Source organism: Nocardia canadensis, from assembly GCF_032656385.1.
Classification (GTDB): domain Bacteria; phylum Actinomycetota; class Actinomycetes; order Mycobacteriales; family Mycobacteriaceae; genus Nocardia; species Nocardia canadensis.
Genome location: NZ_JAVCWB010000008.1, coordinates 204,077 through 224,034, shown reverse-complemented (window position 1 = coordinate 224,034; position 19,958 = coordinate 204,077). Strand labels below are relative to the sequence as shown.

Sequence of the window (19,958 nt, the reverse complement as noted above, 5' to 3'; positions counted from 1 at the left end):
CTTCGTCGATCCGGGCGTCCCTAGTCCGTACCACACACCAACTCTAGAAGACCGGCTTGGGCACCAGCACGACACGCCAGCCATCAGGATCTTCGAAGGTCAGCGCGCCAACACCGGCCCAGTATGGATTCTCGGCCACGACCGGTTCATGCCCAGCGGCGGCCAGTCGCTCCACCACCTCATACATCCGCGCGTCGCCGTGGAAGTACAGGACGAGCAGATTCTCGGCGGTCGGCGCAGGTCCGGGGCTTCCGTCGGTGTGCGTCGTGAATTCCAGGTGGTAGTCAGTGCCGGGCAGGCCGAGCATCACACCGCCATAACCCGCGTGATCATCGAATCGGTAGAGGACCCGCAGCCCAAGAATCCGTGTATAGAACGCTTCCACTTCCGGCAGGTTGTCCGTCGGCCGGGCGATGCGCACCTGTGCCACGTGTAGTCCGGCTGGCCATTCCGTTGTCGTCATCATGGTTATAACGGTACACATTGTACCGCTATAACGCCAGTGCAATCCCTGGTAGTACGCGCACGAAGGCGAGACTCCCGGCCTCGGTGTTCAGATCCCGGATGGCGAATTGGGCTGGAAGTGTGGTCCGTCTCAGTGGTTACATGAGTGTCATGATGTCTGCCGACCGCCTACTCGCCTTCGCAGCCATGTCGTTCTTGCTGATCGTGATTCCCGGTCCCAGCGTGCTATTCGTGATCGGGCGGGCACTGGCGCAGGGACGCCGCGCCGCGTTGACCACGGTTGCGGGGAACACGCTCGGCGCCTACGTGCTGGTTGCGGCCGTGGCATTCGGGGTCGGGACGGTCGTGGAGCGCTCGAGTCTCGTCTTCACGCTGCTCAAGCTGGCGGGTGCCGCTTACCTGGTTTTTCTCGGCGTGAAGGCGTGGCGTGAACGTGGAGCCCTGCACGCCGCGGTCACCCGAGTGAGCGGCGCACAGGGTGGTTCGCGGACGTTCTGGGAAGGGTTCGCGGTCGGTGTGACCAATCCCAAGACCATTGTGTTCTTCGCCGCGGTGTTGCCGCAGTTCGTCGACCGGGGTCAGGGTCATGTCGCGGTGCAGATGCTGCTGCTGGGTTTGGTCTTCAACATGATCGCCGTTGCGTCGGACGTGGTGTGGGGGCTGGTCGCGTCCACTGCCCGGGACTGGTTCGCGCGCTCACCGCAGAGAATTTCCCTGGTCGGTGGGATCGGTGGGCTCACCATGATCGGCCTCGGTGTCACCGTCGCCGCGACGGGACGCAAGGACTGATCCATCATGACTGCCGGCGAGGCTTGACCACGGGTCACAGTGGTCTGCGCTCAGAAAATCACCTGCGGCGGTTCAGAACCCGGTCCGCCGCGACCCAGTGCTCGTCATCGATCCACAGCTGAGCGAAGGCCGTGACGGCCTCCTGCGGCGAAGCCCCCGCCAGCACCCGCTTGATCTCCCCCGCCGGGCGATTGGCGAGCGAGCGGCCCAGGCTGCGCCACCCCTGCTCGAAGTCCTCACGAGGCAGCACACGGTCGATGACGCCGAGCCGCTGCGCCTCGACCATGTCGAGTGCGGTACCGGAACCGGCGAGCATGAGCGCGCGACCGCGACCGACCAGCGCAGCGAGGCGCTCGGCACCGCCCCACGCGGGCATGATCGCGAGCGACACCTGATTGAACGCGATCTTGACATCGGCGGCGGCGATCCGAATATCAGCAGCCACCGCCACCTCCGCGCCGCCACCGAAGGCGTGACCGTTCAACGCCGCGATCACCGGGGCAGGAAAAGCGGCCAGCCGGTCACAGATGAGTCGCATGCGCCAGGCCATCGCCACCGCGTCGGCCATGGTCCGAATCTCGCTGAGCTGCTTGAGGTCTCCCCCGGAGACGAACGCCTGGTCACCCGCCCCGCGAATGACCAGGGCCCGCGCACCGCCAGCCGCATCGATGGCCTTGTCCAACTGATCCATAGTTTCCGGCGCGATGGCGTTGCGGGCGTGTGGGCGGTCGATGGTGATGACCGCCAATCCCTGGTCCAGCTCGAGGTCGACCATACAATATTCTCCAAACATGGCATTTGCATTCTTGCACTGCGAGAATATCATATCCACCAACGAAAACCCTGTTCGGAACGATCTGACACAGCCCGCGCGCCGATGACGCGCCGAGGCATTGGAGCCCTTCATGCGAACCATTCCCCACGAGCTGGTCCAGCGATACGAAGCGGGCGGGTGGTGGACCCGCGACACCATCGGCGAACTGCTGTCGCAGGGGCTGAGCGCGGCGCCGGACACCCCGTTCCGGGTCCACTCCGAGGTCCGGCCATGGGACGGCACCTTCGGCGAGGTGGAACTGATCGCCAGGCGCCTGGCGGGCGGACTGCGCCGGCGCGGCGTCGGCCCCGGCGACGTGGTGGCCTTTCAGCTGCCCAACTGGATGGAAGCGGCCGCGGTTTTCTGGGCCTCGGCGTTCCTCGGCGCGACGGTGGTACCCATCGTGCACTTCTATGGCCGAAAGGAGGTCGGCTTCATCATCGAGGTCACCGAACCTCGGGTGTTCATCGGCGCGGACCGGTTCGGGAGCGCGGGCTTCCACGACGAACTGTGCCGTGATGTCCCGATCGTCGGTGTCGTCGGCCGCGACTTCGACGACCTGCTCGACGCTGAGCCGATGGCGGGCCTGCTCGCCGCCGACCCGGCAGGCGCCGCGTTGATCGCCTTCACCTCCGGCACCACGAGCAAGCCCAAGGGTGTCATCCACAGCCACCAGACCCTCGGACATGAAACCAGGCAGCTCGCCGAGCTCCTCCCCCCCGATCGGGGCAACCAGCTCACCGGCTCACCGGTCGGCCATTTCATCGGGATGGTGAACGCGTTCCTGATCCCGGTATCGGACGGCCTGCCCGTCAACCTGCTGGATGTGTGGAATCCGGGTCGCGTGCTGGAGTTGCTGCAGCAGTACGCCCTGACCATGGGTGGCGGCGCGACGTATTTCGTCACCAGCCTGCTCGACCATCCCGACTTCACCGCCGATCACCTGCCTGCCCTGAAATACGTGGGCCTCGGCGGGTCTTCGGTGCCCGCCGCGGTCACGACCCGGCTGGCGCGCCTCGGCATCACGGCATTTCGCTCCTATGGCAGCACCGAGCACCCGTCGGTCACGTGTTCGCGCTATACCGCGCCAGAGGACAAACGCCTGTTCACCGACGGCGAAGCGACATCCGGAGTGGAGATCCAGCTGGCCGAGGACGGCGAAATCCTCAGTCGCGGACCGGATCTGTGCCTCGGCTATACCGATCCCGAACTCACCGCTGCCGCCTTCGACAGCGACGGCTGGTACCACACCGGCGACATCGGCGTTCTCGACGAGGACGGCTACCTCACCATCACAGATCGCAAGTCCGACATCATCATTCGCGGTGGCGAGAACATCAGCGCCCTCGAGGTCGAAGAGGTGCTGCTGACCATGCCCGGCGTCGCGGAGGCGGCCGTCATCGCGGTCCCCGACCCACGCTACGGCGAGCGTGCCGCGGCGGTGCTGCGCCTGCTGCCGGAGCACCCGATGCCCACCCTGGACCAACTACGCGACCACTTCGCCCAGGCAGGGACCGCCAAGCAGAAATGGCCGGAGGAGTTGCACCTGGTCGACGACTTCCCGCGCACCGCCAGCGGCAAGGTCCAGAAGTTCATGGTGCGCGGGGACATTGCGGCACGCGCCATGTGAGAATATCATTCTCACAAATCGCAAAGGAGGATTTCATGACGGCCCGCACACTGCCATATCCGCTCTTCGACGCCGACAATCACCTCTACGAGACCAAGGACGCGCTCACCAGGCACCTGCCCGAGCGCTACCAGGGAATCATTCAGTACGTCGAGGTCGACGGCAGGACGAAGATCGCGATACGTGGTCAGATCAGCCAGTACATCCCGAACCCCACCTTCGAGGTGGTGGCCCGGCCGGGCGCCATGGAGGACTACTTCAAGCACGGCAACCCGGAGGGCAAGAGCCGCCGGGAGATCTTCGGCAAGCCGATGAAGGCCATCGACGCCTTCCGGGAACCGGGGCCCCGGCTGGCACTGATGGATGAGCTGAAGGTCGATCGCAGCCTGATGTTCCCCACCCTGACCAGCCTGGTGGAGGAGCGCCTGCGCGACGATCCGGAGGCCATCCACGCCATCGTCCACGCGCTCAACCAGTGGATGCACGAAGAATGGTCGTTCAACTACAAGGACCGCATTTTCGCTGTCCCGGTGATCACCCTGCCGATCGTCGACGAGGCGATCAAGGAACTGGAGTGGGTGGTCGAGCGCGGCGCGAAGGCCGTCCTGATCCGCCCGGCACCGGTCCCAGGTTTCCGGGGCCCGCGCTCGTTCGCGCTGCCGGAGTTCGATCCTTTCTGGAAGCGCGTGGTCGAGCTCGGTGTCGCGGTGACCATGCACACCTCCGATAGCGGCTACGCCCGCTACACCCAGGAGTGGGACGGCAGCAATGCCGAGATGCTGCCGTTCGTCACCAACACCTTCAGCATGGTCAACGAGTGGCGACCGGTCGAGGACGCGCTGACATCGCTGCTGTGCCATGGCGCTCTGCACCGTCATCCCGACCTGAAGGTCGCCATCATCGAGAGCGGCGCTGCCTGGCTAGGCCCGCTGATGAAGCGCCTCGCCGATACCTTCAAGAAGGCTCCCGAGGGGTTCGGCATGCAGAACCCGATCGATACCATCAAACGGCAGATCTTCCTCAGCCCCTTCTACGAGGAAGGTGTCAACGACCTGATCGACCTGATCGGCGTGGACCAGGTGCTGTTCGGATCCGACTACCCACATCCCGAGGGTCTGTCGCAGCCGACCACCTTCGCCCAGGGACTCGAGCACCTGACGGTCGAGGATCAGGCCAAGATCATGGGTGGCAACCTCGCCAGACTGCTGTCGGTCTGAGGTCGAACAGTATGGAGTGGAAGACCATCCCCGAGATGGTCCTGAGTGCGGCCGACCGCTTCGGTGATGCCGAAGCGGTCGTCGACGGTTCGCAACGGGTCACCTTTGTCGAGCTCGCCGATCGGATCCGGCGGGCCGCGGGGGCCTTCGCCGAGGCGGGGCTCGACAAGGGCGACCGCGCGGCGATCTGGGCACCCAACTCGGTCGAATGGATCGTCGCGGCCTTCGGCCTGTTGGCTGCGGGCGGAGTACTGGTTCCGATCAACACCCGGTTCACCGCGGCCGAAGCCGACGACATCATCGGCCGTAGCGGCGCGAAACTCGTCGTGGTGCAACACGGTTTCCTCGGCCGGGAGTACTCGACACGACCCGGGGTGCCGACGATCGATATCGGGTCCGGCTTCCTGTCGAGCGGTTCGCCGTTCGAAAGGGAGGTCGCCGGCACCGACATCGCCGATATCGTCTTCACCTCGGGTACCACGGGAAAACCCAAGGGCGTGATGATGGATCACAGCCAGACGCTGCGTATGTACGCCGAGTGGTGCGATCTCGCGGACCTGCGGACCGGCGATCGCTATCTGATCGCCAACCCGTTCTTCCACACCTTCGGATACAAGGCCGGTGTCGTCGCCTCGCTCATCCGCGGTGCGACTATCCTGCCGCTGCCCGTTTTCGACATCGACCATGTCGTGGAACTGGTATCCCGGGAGCAGGTGACGATGCTGCCCGGACCGCCGACGCTGTATCACGAACTGCTGAAAGTGGCGGGCTCTGAGAAGCTCTCCTCGCTGCGGGCAGCGGTGACCGGGTCGGCAGACATACCGGTGGAACTCCTCCGCCGGATGCGCGACGAGCTGCCGTTCCGCTCCATCATGACGGGGTACGGACTCACGGAGGCGGGCACGGTCACCGCCTCGCGGCCCGGAGATTCCTTCGAACAGCTCGCGAACACCGTCGGAACACCCTCTGAGGGACTGGAGGTGCGCATCGCCGCCGACGGCGAAGTGCTTGTCCGCGGCTACAGCGTGATGCGAGGCTATCTCGACGATCCCGAGTCGACGGCGCAGACCTTCGACGCCGAAGGCTGGCTGCACACCGGCGATCTGGGCAGTCTCGCCGAGGACGGCAGGCTACGGATCGACGGGCGCAAGAAGGACATCTTCATCGTCGGTGGGTTCAACGCCTATCCCGCCGAGATCGAGGCCGTGCTGCTGCGGCATCCGGCCATCGCCCAGGTCGCGGTGATCGGTGTCGCCGACGCACGGCTGGGTGAGGTGGGCCGGGCCTTCGTGGTGGCCCGAGCTCGGATTACCGAAGCGGAACTGATCGCATGGAGCCGTGAGCACCTGGCTGGATACAAGGTGCCTCGCTCGGTGCGATTCCTGGACGAACTGCCGCTCAACGCGACCGGCAAGGTGATGAAAGAGCAATTGGTGCATTACCCATGAACACTGCCTTCACCGATTTCGATGCTCTGCGCGCCGCCGTGGGCAACCAGCTCGGTACCAGCGACTGGATCACCGTCGATCAGAACATGATCAACCTGTTCGCCGCGGCGACAGGCGATCATCAATGGATCCACACCGACCCGGATCGTGCGGCAAGTGGGCCGTATGGGAGCACGATCGCGCACGGCTTCCTCACCCTGTCGCTGCTGGCGCCGATCAGCCAGCAGGTCATGTCCGTGACCTCGGCACGAATGGCGATCAATTACGGACTCGACCGGGTTCGCTTCATTACCCCGGTGCTGTCCGGCAGCCGGGTACGCGGCACCGTGGATCTGACGGCGGTGACCGATGTCGCGGACGGGGTGCAGGCGACACGCACGATCACCATCACCGCGGCGGGAGCATCGCGCCCCGCCTGTGTGGCCGAACATCTCGTGCGCTATCTCCGTTAGCCGCGAACACGACGAAAGGCGTTGTGCGCCATGACAGTAACTCCGCACCTGTCCGGAAATGTCGCGGTGCCCCGGCGCGCCGATCTCAGGGTGCACGACGGTCTGACCTACGCTGATCTCGAACTTTCGAGCACGGGCGCGCCGCGCCGGCCGCTGTTCGTCATCGAACTCGATGACCTCCACGACGCCGATCCGACGACGATCTCCCGGATCGCCGAGGCCGCAGACAACGCGCTCCCACTCGTGATCGGGGTGCTGCGACGTCCGCCGACCATGGCTCTGGCTCCGGTACTCGCCGCCACCACCTGCACACTGACCGATCTGCCCGACCCGAATCCATTCCCCCAGCTCGTTCGAGTGGATGATCTGGAGGCCGGACTGGATCAGCTGCGTCGCGCGGTGGCGCACTCGCCGCAGGCGGCGCTCGCGTGCGGGCAGCTGCTACGCCGGACCGGCCCGCCGGACACCATCGGCGCCCTCGCCGACGAGGCTGCAGTGTACTCGATGCTGTTGGGCGGCAACGAGTTCGCGCGATGGCTGGCCGAACGTGGCCCGGCCCGCCCGGCGCGACCGCGACCATCGGCACTGGTGCGAGTGCACCGTGCGGCAGATCGCCTGTCGATCGTGCTCGATCATCCGGAGCGACGCAACGCGTTCAGCGTGCGCATGCGTGAGGAGCTGCTCGACGCCATGCACGTCGCCGCGGCCGATCCGGGGATCACCCATATCGAACTCGGCGGTGCGGGGACGGCCTTCTGCAGCGGCGGGGATCTCGACGAATTCGGCACGGCCACCGACCCGGTATCGGCCTACCTGGTCCGGCTCGACCGCGCGCCGTGGCGGATCATGGACAGGGTCCGCGACCGGATCACCGCGCGCGTACACGGCGCGTGCGTGGGCGCGGGAGCCGAGTTCGCGACCTTCGCCGACACGGTTGTCGCCGCGCCGGGCACCTATTTCCTGCTCCCCGAGGTCCGGATGGGCCTCGTACCGGGCGCTGGTGGCACCGTGAGCATTCCGCGCCGGATCGGCCGCTGGCGTGCCGCCTGGCTGATGCTCACCGGGCATCGGTTGTCCGCTACCACGGCGCTCCGCTGGGGATTGGTGGACCGCATCGAGGAACCGGGCCGATGAGCAAGCTGACGTATCGCGCACCCGGCCGGCGTCTCGGCGCCCCGCGGCCGACCGCCGAAGCCTGGGTGACAAGCCTTGCCCCAGCGGCCGTGCACGCCGTCGAGTGCGCCGATCAACGCCCGGCACCGGCCAGGTCAGCGCCCGGTCAGACGGCACTGACCTGGCACGCCGACGACGATCGCTGCGCAGCGCTGGCGTGGGCGGCATCGGGTGGGATGGCACTGACCGGGTACGCCGACGCGGCCCCACTGCTCTCCCCCGCCCCAGCCTTCGGGCTGGCCCGCGAGGTCACGCACATGCTGGGCCGGGTGACCGGCGAGGTGGGCACGGCCGTCGACGTCGATCCGGCAGCGGCATTGTTCGGCCGTGCGGGACTGCTCGGCTACCGTCGCAGCGGGCAGCGGTCCGCGGGTGGTGCGAGTCGACTGCTGCGCACCGCGGACGGCTGGTGTGCGATAACGCTCGCGCGAGCCGACGACTTCGATTCCGTCTCGGCGCTCTTGGCAACCCGGCAGGTCGATGAACCGTGGGCGGCACTGGAATCCGCGGCCCCGCGATGGTCCGCCGCGGCCTTGGCGGAGCGGGCGCAGCTGCTCGGTGTGCCCGCGGCGGCGCTGCCCGGCCGAACCACACTGTCCGCGAAGGTCCCACCGTGGCGAACCACGCGAATCGCCGCGCCCGCACCCACCGATTCCCTCCATGGCCGCCTGGTGGTCGACCTGTCGTCGCTGTGGGCCGGACCGTTGTGCGCCCGGATACTCGGCGCGGCGGGCGCCAGGGTCGTCAAGGTGGAGAGCACGCGGCGACGTGACGGCGCCCGAGTGGGCGACCCCCGATTCTTCGAATCGCTGCACGCGGGTCACGAGGTGCGCGTCATCGATTTCCGATCCGATTCCGGCCGAACGGAGTTGGCGGCGCTTCTCGACGCGGCCGACATCGTCATCGAGGCTTCGCGACCGCGAGCCCTCGCTCAGCTCGGCCTGGCGCCGCACGATCGCCCGCACCGCCCGGGTCGGGTGTGGCTGAGCCTCACCGGCTACGGCCGGGACCGACCGTTGTCCGTGGCTTTCGGCGACGACGCCGCCGCGGCCGGTGGGCTGGTCGGGTGGGATGGTGACGAGCCGGTGTTCTGTGGCGATGCCGTCGCCGATCCGCTGACCGGCCTGTGCGGCGCGCTGGCGGTGGCGTGCGCGGTGCGCGATGGCGGTGGAGTTCTTCTCGATCTGTCCATGCGGGCGGTGGCGGCGGCTTTCGCTGCGGCACCGCCCCTTTCGCACGGACCGCATCACGTCCGGTCCGAGGATGGTGAGTGGTTCGTCGACTGCGCGCACCACGGCGGCGCACGCGCGGTGTCGGGTCCCCCGCCGGTCGCTATGATCGGGACGCCGTGCTGATCCGGGGGTCGACGGTGTTCGGGGCCGAGTACACCGATGTCCGATGGTCGGGACGACGCATTATCGACTGCGGGACCGGCCTGCGTCCGCTTTCGGGCGAAGAGGTGATCGAGGCCGGCGGCGGGTGGCTGCTGCCCGGTCTCCACGACCACCACGTGCATCTGCGCGCACTGGCCGCCACCGACGAATCGGTCCGCCTCGGGCCGCCGGATATCCTCGGCCCGGATGTCTTGGTCGCGCGGCTGCGCCGTGCCGACATCGAACTTCCCGCCGAGCAGTCGATTCGCGGGGTCGGCTATCACGAATCCGTTGCCGGACAGCTCGATCGCGAGGTTCTGGACACCATCGTGAACCAACGCCCGGTGCGCGTCCAGCACCGCTCCGGAGCCCTGTGGATGCTCAATTCGCGCGCCTGCGCCGAGGTGGGGGTCGATGATTGCCCGCTACCCGGAGTGGAACGCGACGCCGAGGGCCGGGCGACCGGGCGGCTCTGGCGCATGGACTCCTGGCTGCGGGAGCGACTGCGCCGGCGAACACTGGATTCGGCCGCGATGAGTCGCCGCGCCGCGAGCTGGGGAATCACCGGCTTCACCGAGGCGACACCGGACCTGACGCAACGCGAGGTCGACGAACTGGCACGCGAGGTCGCCGCGGGGCGAATTGCGCAGCGGGTGCACTGCATGACGCCGCCCTGGGTCACCGCACCGCCGGTGCGGCGATTCACCGGCGGGCCGACCAAGATTCTGCTCGACGACCACACGCTGCCCACGTTCGACACCTTCGTCGACCGCATCCGGGACGCGCACGCCGCAGGGCGCGCCGTCGCGGTCCATTGCGTCACCCGGGTACAGCTGGCGCTCACCATGGCGGCGATGGATCAGGCGGGCAGGTTCACCGGGGATCGCATCGAACACGGTGCGATCATTCCTGCGCGGGCGCGAGAGTGGTTGCGGGAGCGAGGGATTACCGTCGTGACCCAACCGCACTTCGCCGTCGAACGCGCCGAGCAGTACACACAGGAGGTCTCGAGAGCGGATCACGCTGACCTGTGGCGGCTCGGTTCACTGCTCGCGGCGGGCGTCGACGTGGCGGCAGGCACCGACGCACCATTCGGGAGTTCGGACCCCTGGTCGGTGATTCGTGCCGCCACGGGGCAGTTCGTCGGCGCCGATCGACGGAGCCGGTCCGAGAGCGTCGACCTGCCAACCGCGATCTCCCTGTTCTGCGGCCGACCCGACCGACCGGCGCAGGCGCGCACAGTGGATCGGGGAGAACTCGCCGATCTCACACTGCTGTCGGTGCCACCCGCCGATGTCGCAGGCACACCGAGCGCGGAGCTGGTCGCGGCCACGATCGTCGACGGCGAATGCGTCTATCGCGCGAGATGACCGTCACGGCCTTCAGCACCGCCGCAGCAGTACCGGGACGATACGACCGATGCCACGGATGTCGGTGTCCGGGAGCGTCTGGAGACCGAAATTCGGGTGTCCGGCGAGGGACTCGGCCATGGCGGGATCGGCCACGATCGTGTTCGGCTCGGCCAGCCGGGTGAGCCGGCTGGCGAGGTTGACCGTCGTGCCGAAGACGTCGCCGAGCTGCCGGACGACCGGACCCAGTGCCAATCCCACTCGCAGACCGCGGATATCGGGGTCGCCGTCGAAACCGGCCAGCAACCGGGTCGCGATATCGGCTAACGGGGCCGCGCCGTCGGCGGTGAACAGCACCTCGTCACCGAGCGTCTTCACCACCGCGCCACCGCATTCGGCCACCACGGCGGTCGTGCGGTATTCGAAGCGGGCGACGATACGGCTCAACTCGAGATCGGAGCGGTGTCGACTCAGTTCGGTGAAGCCGACGATGTCGACGAAACCTACGCCGGTCGGGGCACGCTCGTCGCGGGCACTCGCCGGTGCGGTTGTGTACATCACTCCGTCCAGTTGACGACGCCAGATCTGACCGAACAGCTGCTGGATCTCCGGCACCCGGTTGGCCAGACCATCCAGGGTCACATCGGCCACGCCCTCGGACCGGCCGGTGACGATTTCCACCTGCACCTGCACCAGACTCGCGATACAGCTGCTGAGCACCCGGATCAAGCGCAGGGATTCCGTCTCGTCCACCACTCCGTCGGTGACGAAACGAGCCATGAAGCGCAGAATGTCGACATCGGAAGCGGTGTACTCGACAGTCCCGTCGGCGACCGTCGGGTACCCGAGTGCCCGCCAATACCGTCGTGCCCGGGTCAGCGAGATCCCGGCCGCGGCGGCCGCCTCACCGGCTCGGTAGCGGCGCGGCTCACCGAGCACCGACTGGACGGGAATCGCCTCCCGTTCGGCGAAAGCGTCGTGCTCGGTTTCGGTGGCAGACATCGATACCGTCGCGCTCACTGATCCGGGGCACACACAGATCGGTGAATCCTCACGCCGCACGTTCGCCGCGCCACTGCGCCACCTGCATGGTCAGTTCGGTGACCATGCAGTCCATCAGCAGGCCGCCGTGCAGTCCGGTGGCGCCGACGGGATCACCGAGAATTCCTGTCTCGCTCACCGCCGCGACACTGCTGCACCGCAGTTCACGCCTGGGCGCGCGCACCGGTTCGGCACTGCTGGTAACAGCGCGGTGCATCCGCACGGACACCGGCCGAATGGCCAGCATCAGAGCGGTTTCGGTATGACCGGCGTGGGATTCGCCGACCCAGCGCGGCGTGAATGCACGCGCGTCCAACGATTCCGCGCACAGTCGGCTGATCGCCCGGCCGACCGGGTCCGCGTTGCCGCCGTGGGCAGACACGAACAGCACATGGTCGAAAGTCCGGCAGGCAGATCGTCCCAACTCGGTGACCAGCAGCTCGATCGCTTCCTGGCTGATGGACAGGGTGCCAGCGAATCCGGCGTGCGCTCCGCTGGACCCGTAGGTCACCGCCGGCGCCACCACCAAGTCGGAGCGAGTGTAGGCGAGTTCGTTGCACAGCGCCACGGCCACGTCGGTGTCGGTGGACAGCGGCAGATGCAGGCCGTGCTGTTCGGTCGAACCCAACGGGACGGCGAGCATCGCGCCGGACAGTGCCAGGTCACGGGCATCGGTCCAGGAAAGGTCGGCCAGTCGACGCGATCTGCGCATCACGCGTTCCTCTCGGGTGCAGTGAAGTCGGCACGCGGCGTCTCGTGCTGAGCACGCGCGGAGATGGTCGTCGCGGCGTACACCCGGCGGGAGTGATCCACCGGCGATCGCAGGGCACCACCATGGTCGGCCGCTACCACGACCTGGCCTCCCGGTGGCCCGGTGAGCAGGCCCGAGCTTCGCCAGATTCGTTCGAAACCGCCTGGCGCACGGATGTTTCCCGCACTGGAGTCGTCGTAGCCGACAAGTCGACGGGCGTACACGTCGCCGATCGAGTCGACCAGACAGACCGCCCCGCCCATATCGCCCATGATCGAGCCGGGCGGTGTCTCGCTGTCTCCCACCGACGGGAGGAACGAGTCATCGGTGCGTACCTGCTCGGCATGTTCGCGCAACCAGCGGTAGAGGTCGGGTTCCTGCGGCGGCCGCACGTGCGGGTCGCCCTTCGCGACCGTGCCGCGTCCGGACCAGTGCGAGAGATTCAGCCGTAGTTGCGCACCGAAGAGATCGGCGATCACCAGGAAGCCGTCGAGTTGCGCGACATTGTGCCGCGTCACCCCCACCGAGATCTCGAAGTCGTAGACCCCCGATGAGGCCAGTAGCTCCATCGCCCGCACCGCGGTCCGGTACGAGCCTCGTCCGCGCACCGCGTCGTTCACGGCCTCGGTGGCACCGTCCAGCGAGATCTGCACGTTCACATGGCCGTTCGTGGCGATTCTGGATGCTGCGGCAGGAGTGATCCGAGCGCCGCTGGTGCGGAATTCGACCGACAGGTGCCTGCCGGTGGCGTAGTCCAGCAGGTCCCAGAAGTCGTCGCGCACCGTCGGTTCCCCGCCGCCGATCTCGACGTGGGAAACGGGTATCCGCTCGAACTCGTCGATGAGGGCAAGGCACTCGACGGCGCTCAGTTCCCCAGGGTCGCGCGGTGCCGGTCTCGACGGACTGCGCGCAGCCAGGTCCACCGCGCGGGTCAGTTCCCATCTCAGACGCACAGGGGTGTCGAACCCTCGCCGGAAACGGCCCACCAGGGGCTGGGCGGTGTCGATCTCATCGAGGATGTTCTCGCTCATGGCAACTCCCGAATCGAGGATCCGTCACAGATGAAAATGCTATTCTCCTACACGATAACGCTATTTCCGCATTGCACAAGGCCCATCGGTGGCGGGTAACCGCCCAGCGCCGAGCCGCCGACAGGAGCACTTCGACCATGCCTTCTCCGCGAGATCTCCCCGTTCGACCGACAGGCCTCCCCGGCGTGGCATTACACCCACCTCAGCGAGACCCACCAGCGGGCGGCGCCCGGGACTGCCGGGCACCCAGACGGAAGCAACCGACCCGATGCCCCTTTTGTCCATCCTGGAATCGAGATTTCGCCGACAACGGCAACTCATGGCAACAGGTTGCGGACAATTTGTTCGGTAATAAAGTATGACCACACCGTGTGATCGGGGCCACTGTCAACCTCCCGGGTCGATCACTGGCAATGCGCTCAAGGTCGACAGCCACACACGGCTTTCACAGAACGCGCTTCCGACAAAGCGCGCAGAACGCCGACCTCCGAAAACTTCCGGCGAGTTCTCCGACCGCACGGGAGGGCATTTCCGAATGCCTGCACTATTTCGATCGAGATGAGGGTCAACCTGATGAATTCAACTAATCCGGTCGCCACCGGGGCGGTCACCGCAGCCCGTCTGGCCGGACTGGGCTGCGCCGCAGTAGCGGTCTTCGGCTTGCTGTCCACCGGCGCTGCCAGCGCGGACGTCTTCGTTCCACTTCCTGATGGCGCAGAGTCGACGAACGGCGCGTCGATCGCCCGTACCGGTGAACACGCGGTGGTGTCGTCGTCCATGGCCGCCAACGGAGTTGGCCGCGTGGTGTGGGTGTCGGCGAATATCACCGCGGAGGTGACCGAAACACGAATCGTCGAGAAGGCAGGGCCGGGCACGGCGCCCAGCAACCGACCCGGTTCGGACAACTCCTACACGCACGGCGCTTCCCGGATCAATACCGGGTACATCGTCGGTTGCCAGGTCAATATCGCCGACAATGCCATTTCGGCCGGCCTGTCCGCGAACGTCAGCGCAAGCGGATTCGGAGTCAATGCCACCGGCGGCGTGAAACTCGGGCCCGGCGATGTGGAATTCGTTGGCGTCAGCGGCAAGGACATCCTCAAGCCAGGGCATTACTCCGTCGGATACCGAGATTTCGAAATCGAAATTCAGGGTTGCGCAGGCTACGCGCAGGCGCGCTCGTACACCGTCATCGAAATCATCGGCGAGCATCACTCCAAGGCCACCCTCTATGGGCAACCTTTCAGCATCGGCTGATGCGGTCCGGAAATGCCGATCCCTTTCTCGCCGAGGCGACTTCCAACCCGAAGAGGTTCTGAGATAATGACTGACCACAACAAGTTCGCACGGGCCGCCGGCTTGTGCGTTGCCGCAGCCACCGCCATGGGGCTGCTGACAACCGGGACCGCCAGTGGCGACACTTTCGTCCCGCTCCCCGGCGGAGAGATCACCGAAACCCTGGGCGACGGCACCGTCGTCAACGTCAAGCTGGTCGGTGAATCGGCGAATATCAGTCCGTCGATGGGCTCGACACCACTGCATCGCAATGCGTGGGTGTCGGGCACCGCTGAGGTGGTGGCGACCGGAAACCCCCTCAAGTTGGGTAAGATTCGGCCCGGCTACGTCGTGGGCTGCCAGGTCAACATCGACGGCGGTGGCGTCAGCGGCGGTGCCGGGTACAGCTCCGATTGGGAGGGCAACCGGCCCAACCCGAGCAGTAACGCCGGTGGCAACCTGAGCCTGGGTCCCGGCCAGGCTCAGTCGTTCTACATCCTCGATCAAGAGCGCGAAGACCCGTTCGGAAACAGCAGCCACACCAATTTCAATCCCTTCCGAAGCGGTAAGGGCGGAGTTACCTGGAAGAACTCGACCATCGGTCTGTCCGGTTGCGCCGGTTACGCTCAAGCTCGCGCGTTCGTGCGGGTGGAAATCGAGACCGAGAACGCGATCGAGGACGTCACACTCTGGGGGCGGCCCTTCAGCCTCGGCTGAGCGGAAGTCTCCAGTCCCGAAACCCCGCCCGGTTCTTGACCCCCTCATCCCGGGCGGGGTTTCCCGCTGTTCGCTGCTGGGCGCATTCGCTCATTGCCGCAGGAGCAGCCGCGCTTGTTCGTCGACTGCCACGCGCAGTTCCCGGTCTGTCACGAGCGTCGAGTCGAGCAGTGCCAGCGCCGAGTCCGCATCACGCACACCGGTGGCGCGCGAATCAACGACGGGTACACCGCTACCGGTCAGATGACAGACCCATCCGGCGATCGTTCGGACGGCCGCCCGGGGTATCCGCCCGGCCGCGCGTTCGCCTTTCAGGACCGGCAGCACGCGCACCGGAAGTTTCTGTGAACCGTCCATCGCGATCTGTGCCAGCTGATGGTGCATGCGGCGATTCGAGAACCGGTCCATCAGTGCTCGCTGATATGCGCTGAGCTCCACGGCGGGCAGGCCGATGTACCGGCCCGCTTCCCGCCACCATTGCTCCAGCCAGTCCCGGCACACCGGATCCTGGACCGCCTCTCCTACGGTGCGGTGCCCCCGCAGCGGGGCGGTGTAGGCCAGCATCGAATGAGCCCCGTTGAGCAGCCACAGTTTTCGCTGTTCGTAGGGCGTGATGTCGCCGGTGAACACGGCACCCGCTGTCTCCCACCGCGGGCGGCCCGCGGGAAAATCACCGCACAGCACCCATTCGCGGAACGGCTCGGTGACCACCGGAGCCGCGTCCCGGTAGCCGAGCGCGCTTTCGACAGCCGCCACATCATCGGCGGTGGTGGCGGGCGTGATGCGGTCCACGGCCGAGGTGACGAAGCTGACATGGGAGTCGATCCACCCACCCAGCGCCGGAAGTGCGGAGTCGGCAAACTCTCGGACGATTCGGGAAAGGACGGCGCCGTTGTCGGGCAGGTTGTCGCAGGGTACGAGCGCGATCGGGCCTGCCCCGGCGGCCTGCCGGGCGGCGAGTCCCGCCACCAAGCGCGCCACCGCGGTCACGCCGACCGCTCGCGCATCAGCGCGCAGTGCGACGAGATCTTCTGCCACAGTGCGATTCTCGAGATCCAGCGCACCGTCGCCGGTGCGGGTGTACCCGGCCTCGGTGATCGTCAGTGTCGCCATCGCTACCTCCGGGGAGGCGAAACGGCCCAGCCAGACGCCATGGTCACCGGCGCTGTGACCCTCGCTCAGCACCGGGACGGTTTCGAACTCGTCCCCCTCGCGAGCCCGAGTGACGAGGGTGTACAGGCCATCCTGCGCGCTCAGGGTATCGGCCATGATGGGGCCACGGCCGGTGAATGCCGCGATGCCCCAGGCGTCCGCGTCGCAGGCGTGCGCGGTGTACCACGCCTGATGGGCGCGGAAGAAGTTGCCGAGACCGAGGTGCAGGATGCGTACCGGCGGAGCCGGTCGACTGCGAAACAAGGTGTTCCTCACGATATCCCCGACTCCAGCCGCAGCCGCCACTGCCACGTGTAGTCGGTACGGTCCAGCCGGAACTCGGGCAAGGTATCCGGTCCGAGAATCTCCCCGAGCCCACGATGCGCGACATCGAGGTGGACGACGGTGGCATCCGAGGGCGGTAGTTCCCACCAGTGCGCCGCCGCTTCCAACTGCTCCGTCGTATACCGGCCGACGGTCATGTGCAACGGCTGATGGGTCGTACTGACCGTCCCGGCCGGGCCGGTGAGGACCAGCTCGGTCACCTCGCCGCGGCCGCCGTTCTCCTGGGGGCGCAGGTACGGCTCCGACAGGTCGTCGACAACGCTGTGCCAGCTGCCCAGCTGAGCCGAACTGCGGCGGTCCGGGTAGTTCTCCCACGGACCGAGCCCCACCCAGTGCGCGTCGGTGAAACCGTCGACGAGCTCCAATTCGACGCCCACCCGCAAGCCGTCCCGGGTTCCCTCGGGCAACTGGACCGCTTCGGTGATGACGTAGTCGGCGACGGCGACCGCGCGCACCGTTCGCGTGTGTTGTACCTCGTCGCCGAATGCGGTGAGGAACCTCGTTCGAATTGTCACCGCGTCGTCCGCGCGCTCGATCTCGACGGTCTTCGGGGTGAGCTGGAAGAATCCGGAACGAACGAATCGCTGGTCCATCTTCACGGCGCGGTCGGTATCGGTGAGAGCACGCCACAGACACAGCCGCGGTGCTCGACGCAACAGCGGGTGCCACAGCGCACCGTCCGCATCGACCTCGACAGTCGCCCCGGTGGCGGGGAATGTCACCTCGGGCCGCGCGAACCGCACCTGTTCGTGCGCGAGAACTGTTCCTGCTGGGGCCCATACCGCCGCGTCCCTCGTCCGCACGGTCACCGTCAACGCCAGTGGGCGCCCGGTCAAGAGTGCGCGGATGCCTGCCGGCAGCTCGACGGTCGTCTCCGCCCCGGCCGCCAGCGCGCCCACATCGAGCGAGGTAGCACCGACGGGGCCTTCGTCGGTCTCGACCTGAACCTCGACCAGGTAGCGACTCAGATCCGCGAAGCTGTGCCGATTGCGCAACGTGAGCGCACCGGCCAGCGCCTGATCCGCGGTGGAGACGACGCGCACCGGGGCGAACAGCCCGCGAGCCTCGTACCAGGCCGGTTTGGGCGTACCGTCGGCGTAGACGATGCCATACAGCAGTACGGGTCCGCTGTTCGGGCCGTCGCCGAAATCGCCGCCGTAGCGGTACTTTCCGTCACCGTCGGGGTCGAGGGCATGATCCTTGAATCCCCAGATGAAGCCGCCCTGTAAGCCGGGCAGTGTCTCGATCATCCGCCAGTACTCGGCCAGGCCGCCGGTGGCATTGCCCTGGGAGTACGCGTATTCGCACATGATGAACGGGCGATCGGCACGCGGGTCGTTCGCGTAGGCGCGCACCGCGTCGAAGGACGGATACATCGGGCACACCACATCGGTCGCGGCGTGCCCGCCGTGCCAGTCGAGGGCGATCGCGCCCTCGTAGTGCACCGGCCTGGAGTCGAAGCGGCGCAGCCAGGCCGCCGAGGCGTCGTGGTTGGCTCCGTAGCCGGTTTCGTTACCCAGCGACCACATGATCACCGACGGGTGGTTGCGGTCGCGCAGCACCATCCGGGAGACCCGCTCGACGAAGGCGGGCAGGTAGCGCGGATCGTCGCAGAGCGTGGCAGCGAAGGCGTGGCCCTCGATATCGGCCTCGGCCACGACATAGAAGCCGAGTTCGTCGCACAGCTGTGTGAAATCCGGCGAGTTCGGGTAGTGCGCGGTGCGAATCGCGTTGACATTGCATCTTTTCAGCAGCGACAGCTCCGCCAGCAGATCGGCCCGAGTGATCACGCGGCCGGTCCGGGGATCCACATCGTGGCGGTTCACGCCTTGGATGAGAATGCGTTGCCCGTTCACGAGCAGATCGCGGCCCTGAATCTCCACCCGCCGGAATCCGATCCGGATCGAAGTACTGTCGACGACTGTCCCATCCGGTGCGCGCAATCGGACCTGAAGATCGTAGAGTCGTGGCGTCTCGGCGGTCCACGCCCGCACTTGCAGATCGTCGTACTCGACTACCGCATTTCCGGCGGCCGTCACGGGCTCGAGTGAGCTGCCGAACCGGGGGGCGAAGGGGGCCAGCCGCTCCGGAATCGGCGCGTCCGCCGCCCGCAGTGACAGCAGATCCAGCATGTCCGCGGGAAGGCTCGGCTGAGGCCGGGTCGCGCGATCTTCGACCGGCGCGGGCAGGGCGGGGGCCGGGCGCCGTGGCGCGACCGGCACTGTTTCGGTCCGGCCCAGCACCTGGACCTCGACGGTCCATTCGGATTCAACGAGATGGTCCAGCCCCGCCGTGGTGATTTCGGCGTGCAGCGCACCGTGTCCGGTCGCGGGCACGTAGTCGGCGCGTACGCGCAGATCAGCGATCCGTCGGCGGGGCACGGTGTACAGGTACACCGGGCGGCTCAGACCCGACTGCCACCACTGGTCCTGGTCCTCGAGATAGGACATCGACGACCATTTCGACACCACCAGTACCACCGTGTTGGCTCCGCGCACAGTGGCGTCGGTGATGTCGAACTCCGCCGCCAGATGCGAATCGGTGCTCACCCCGACGGGCTGATCGTTGACGAACGCGCGGAGGAGACCCTCGGCCGCACCGACGTGCAGAATCACCCGCCGATCGTCGAGCGCGGGCAAGTCGACCTCGCGACGGTAGACCCCGGTCGGATTGCGGTCCGGAATCCGCGGCGGCATGTCCTCGAAGGGCATCGGAATATTGGTGTAGTGCGGGCGATCCGAGTCCTCGCGCATGGTCCACAGCTCGGGCACCGTCACCTGCTTCCACTGGTCGCCCAGTGGCTGCGTCGGCGTCTCCAGCAGCTGGAAGTCCCACGCACCGTCCATGACGAATTCTGGTTCGCGCCGCAGTCCGTGCATGGGCAATCGACCGACCGCGTGAAATCCGGAATCGTCGAAGGGCATGGCAGTGACAGC

At 66.9% G+C, this 19,958-nt stretch carries 17 protein-coding genes; 10 read left to right on the top strand and 7 right to left on the bottom strand.

Annotated features, from left to right (window positions below; genetic code table 11):
• Positions 1-43 precede the first annotated feature (43 nt).
• Positions 44-466, bottom strand: coding sequence for a VOC family protein (locus Q7X29_RS14720; protein ID WP_316574409.1), 423 nt, complete (start codon positions 464-466; stop codon positions 44-46).
• Between the two features lie 149 nt (positions 467-615).
• Between Q7X29_RS14720 and Q7X29_RS14715 the strand changes: the two genes are divergently transcribed.
• Positions 616-1,254 (top strand): LysE family translocator, encoded by a 639-nt coding sequence (locus Q7X29_RS14715; protein WP_316574408.1) that lies wholly within the window; start codon positions 616-618, stop codon positions 1,252-1,254.
• Positions 1,255-1,312: 58 nt separating this feature from the next.
• Here the strand turns inward: Q7X29_RS14715 and Q7X29_RS14710 are convergent, their stop codons facing one another.
• Positions 1,313-2,029, bottom strand: a complete 717-nt coding sequence (locus Q7X29_RS14710; RefSeq protein ID WP_316574407.1) for an enoyl-CoA hydratase/isomerase family protein — start codon at positions 2,027-2,029, stop codon at positions 1,313-1,315.
• 130 nt (positions 2,030-2,159) lie between these two features.
• Between Q7X29_RS14710 and Q7X29_RS14705 the strand changes: the two genes are divergently transcribed.
• The 7 genes from Q7X29_RS14705 to Q7X29_RS14675 are packed head-to-tail and all read left to right on the top strand — an operon-like array spanning position 2,160 to position 10,731.
• Positions 2,160-3,698: an AMP-binding protein gene (locus Q7X29_RS14705; protein ID WP_316574406.1), complete on the top strand. Its 1,539-nt coding sequence runs from the start codon at positions 2,160-2,162 to the stop codon at positions 3,696-3,698.
• A 35-nt stretch (positions 3,699-3,733) separates the two neighbouring features.
• The gene (locus Q7X29_RS14700; protein ID WP_316574405.1) at positions 3,734-4,915 is read left to right on the top strand and encodes an amidohydrolase family protein; all 1,182 of its coding nucleotides are present in this window, start codon (positions 3,734-3,736) and stop codon (positions 4,913-4,915) included.
• Between the two features lie 11 nt (positions 4,916-4,926).
• Positions 4,927-6,363 (top strand): FadD3 family acyl-CoA ligase, encoded by a 1,437-nt coding sequence (locus Q7X29_RS14695; protein ID WP_316574404.1) that lies wholly within the window; start codon positions 4,927-4,929, stop codon positions 6,361-6,363.
• Positions 6,360-6,815 carry a MaoC family dehydratase gene (locus Q7X29_RS14690; protein WP_316574403.1) on the top strand — a complete coding sequence of 152 codons (456 nt, stop codon included), beginning with the start codon at positions 6,360-6,362 and terminating at the stop codon, positions 6,813-6,815. Before Q7X29_RS14695 ends, Q7X29_RS14690 begins: the two co-directional genes overlap by 4 nt.
• A 30-nt stretch (positions 6,816-6,845) precedes the next feature.
• The gene (locus Q7X29_RS14685) at positions 6,846-7,949 is read left to right on the top strand and encodes an enoyl-CoA hydratase/isomerase family protein (protein WP_316574402.1); all 1,104 of its coding nucleotides are present in this window, start codon (positions 6,846-6,848) and stop codon (positions 7,947-7,949) included.
• Positions 7,946-9,343 carry a CoA transferase gene (locus Q7X29_RS14680; RefSeq protein WP_316574401.1) on the top strand — a complete coding sequence of 466 codons (1,398 nt, stop codon included), beginning with the start codon at positions 7,946-7,948 and terminating at the stop codon, positions 9,341-9,343. The genes Q7X29_RS14685 and Q7X29_RS14680 overlap by 4 nt, the downstream gene beginning before the upstream one ends.
• A complete protein-coding gene (locus tag Q7X29_RS14675) occupies positions 9,337-10,731 on the top strand; it encodes an amidohydrolase family protein (protein ID WP_316574400.1) in 1,395 nt (464 codons plus the stop codon). Before Q7X29_RS14680 ends, Q7X29_RS14675 begins: the two co-directional genes overlap by 7 nt.
• A gap of 12 nt (positions 10,732-10,743) precedes the next feature.
• Here Q7X29_RS14675 and Q7X29_RS14670 read toward each other — a convergent pair whose 3' ends face one another.
• From Q7X29_RS14670 to mftC, 3 genes are read right to left on the bottom strand one after another with little or no spacing between them, the layout of a single operon-like run.
• Positions 10,744-11,712 carry an adenylate/guanylate cyclase domain-containing protein gene (locus Q7X29_RS14670; protein WP_316574399.1) on the bottom strand — a complete coding sequence of 323 codons (969 nt, stop codon included), beginning with the start codon at positions 11,710-11,712 and terminating at the stop codon, positions 10,744-10,746.
• 49 nt (positions 11,713-11,761) lie between these two features.
• A complete protein-coding gene (mftE, locus tag Q7X29_RS14665; protein ID WP_316574398.1) occupies positions 11,762-12,463 on the bottom strand; it encodes a mycofactocin biosynthesis peptidyl-dipeptidase MftE in 702 nt (233 codons plus the stop codon).
• Complete coding sequence (gene mftC / locus Q7X29_RS14660; RefSeq protein WP_316574397.1) at positions 12,463-13,533, bottom strand: mycofactocin radical SAM maturase; 1,071 nt, start codon at positions 13,531-13,533, stop codon at positions 12,463-12,465. The genes mftE and mftC overlap by 1 nt, the downstream gene beginning before the upstream one ends.
• A gap of 558 nt (positions 13,534-14,091) precedes the next feature.
• Here mftC and Q7X29_RS14655 point away from each other — a divergent pair.
• Positions 14,092-14,790, top strand: coding sequence for an MspA family porin (locus tag Q7X29_RS14655; RefSeq protein WP_316574396.1), 699 nt, complete (start codon positions 14,092-14,094; stop codon positions 14,788-14,790).
• Positions 14,791-14,856: 66 nt separating this feature from the next.
• Positions 14,857-15,525, top strand: coding sequence for an MspA family porin (locus Q7X29_RS14650; protein ID WP_316574395.1), 669 nt, complete (start codon positions 14,857-14,859; stop codon positions 15,523-15,525).
• A gap of 90 nt (positions 15,526-15,615) precedes the next feature.
• Here Q7X29_RS14650 and Q7X29_RS14645 read toward each other — a convergent pair whose 3' ends face one another.
• On the bottom strand, positions 15,616-16,953 hold the full coding sequence (locus tag Q7X29_RS14645; RefSeq protein ID WP_316574394.1) for a mannitol dehydrogenase family protein: 1,338 nt from the start codon (positions 16,951-16,953) through the stop codon (positions 15,616-15,618).
• Positions 16,950-19,901, bottom strand: a complete 2,952-nt coding sequence (locus Q7X29_RS14640; protein WP_316574393.1) for a glycoside hydrolase family 2 TIM barrel-domain containing protein — start codon at positions 19,899-19,901, stop codon at positions 16,950-16,952. Before Q7X29_RS14640 ends, Q7X29_RS14645 begins: the two co-directional genes overlap by 4 nt.
• Between the last annotated feature and the right edge of the window lie 57 nt (positions 19,902-19,958).

What these genes read in the sequence shown, in the direction of transcription:
- mftC (WP_316574397.1), bottom strand. Translation starts at nt 13,533, where the DNA reads ATGAGCGAGAACATCCTCGATGAGATCGACACCGCCCAGCCCCTGGTG.
- Q7X29_RS14690 (WP_316574403.1), top strand. Translation starts at nt 6,360, where the DNA reads ATGAACACTGCCTTCACCGATTTCGATGCTCTGCGCGCCGCCGTGGGC.
- Q7X29_RS14695 (WP_316574404.1), top strand. Translation starts at nt 4,927, where the DNA reads ATGGAGTGGAAGACCATCCCCGAGATGGTCCTGAGTGCGGCCGACCGC.
- Q7X29_RS14720 (WP_316574409.1), bottom strand. Translation starts at nt 466, where the DNA reads ATGATGACGACAACGGAATGGCCAGCCGGACTACACGTGGCACAGGTG.
- Q7X29_RS14685 (WP_316574402.1), top strand. Translation starts at nt 6,846, where the DNA reads ATGACAGTAACTCCGCACCTGTCCGGAAATGTCGCGGTGCCCCGGCGC.
- Q7X29_RS14715 (WP_316574408.1), top strand. Translation starts at nt 616, where the DNA reads ATGATGTCTGCCGACCGCCTACTCGCCTTCGCAGCCATGTCGTTCTTG.
- Q7X29_RS14680 (WP_316574401.1), top strand. Translation starts at nt 7,946, where the DNA reads ATGAGCAAGCTGACGTATCGCGCACCCGGCCGGCGTCTCGGCGCCCCG.
- Q7X29_RS14640 (WP_316574393.1), bottom strand. Translation starts at nt 19,901, where the DNA reads ATGCACGGACTGCGGCGCGAACCAGAATTCGTCATGGACGGTGCGTGG.
- Q7X29_RS14700 (WP_316574405.1), top strand. Translation starts at nt 3,734, where the DNA reads ATGACGGCCCGCACACTGCCATATCCGCTCTTCGACGCCGACAATCAC.
- Q7X29_RS14655 (WP_316574396.1), top strand. Translation starts at nt 14,092, where the DNA reads ATGAGGGTCAACCTGATGAATTCAACTAATCCGGTCGCCACCGGGGCG.
- mftE (WP_316574398.1), bottom strand. Translation starts at nt 12,463, where the DNA reads ATGCGCAGATCGCGTCGACTGGCCGACCTTTCCTGGACCGATGCCCGT.
- Q7X29_RS14710 (WP_316574407.1), bottom strand. Translation starts at nt 2,029, where the DNA reads ATGGTCGACCTCGAGCTGGACCAGGGATTGGCGGTCATCACCATCGAC.
- Q7X29_RS14650 (WP_316574395.1), top strand. Translation starts at nt 14,857, where the DNA reads ATGACTGACCACAACAAGTTCGCACGGGCCGCCGGCTTGTGCGTTGCC.
- Q7X29_RS14705 (WP_316574406.1), top strand. Translation starts at nt 2,160, where the DNA reads ATGCGAACCATTCCCCACGAGCTGGTCCAGCGATACGAAGCGGGCGGG.
- Q7X29_RS14670 (WP_316574399.1), bottom strand. Translation starts at nt 11,712, where the DNA reads ATGTCTGCCACCGAAACCGAGCACGACGCTTTCGCCGAACGGGAGGCG.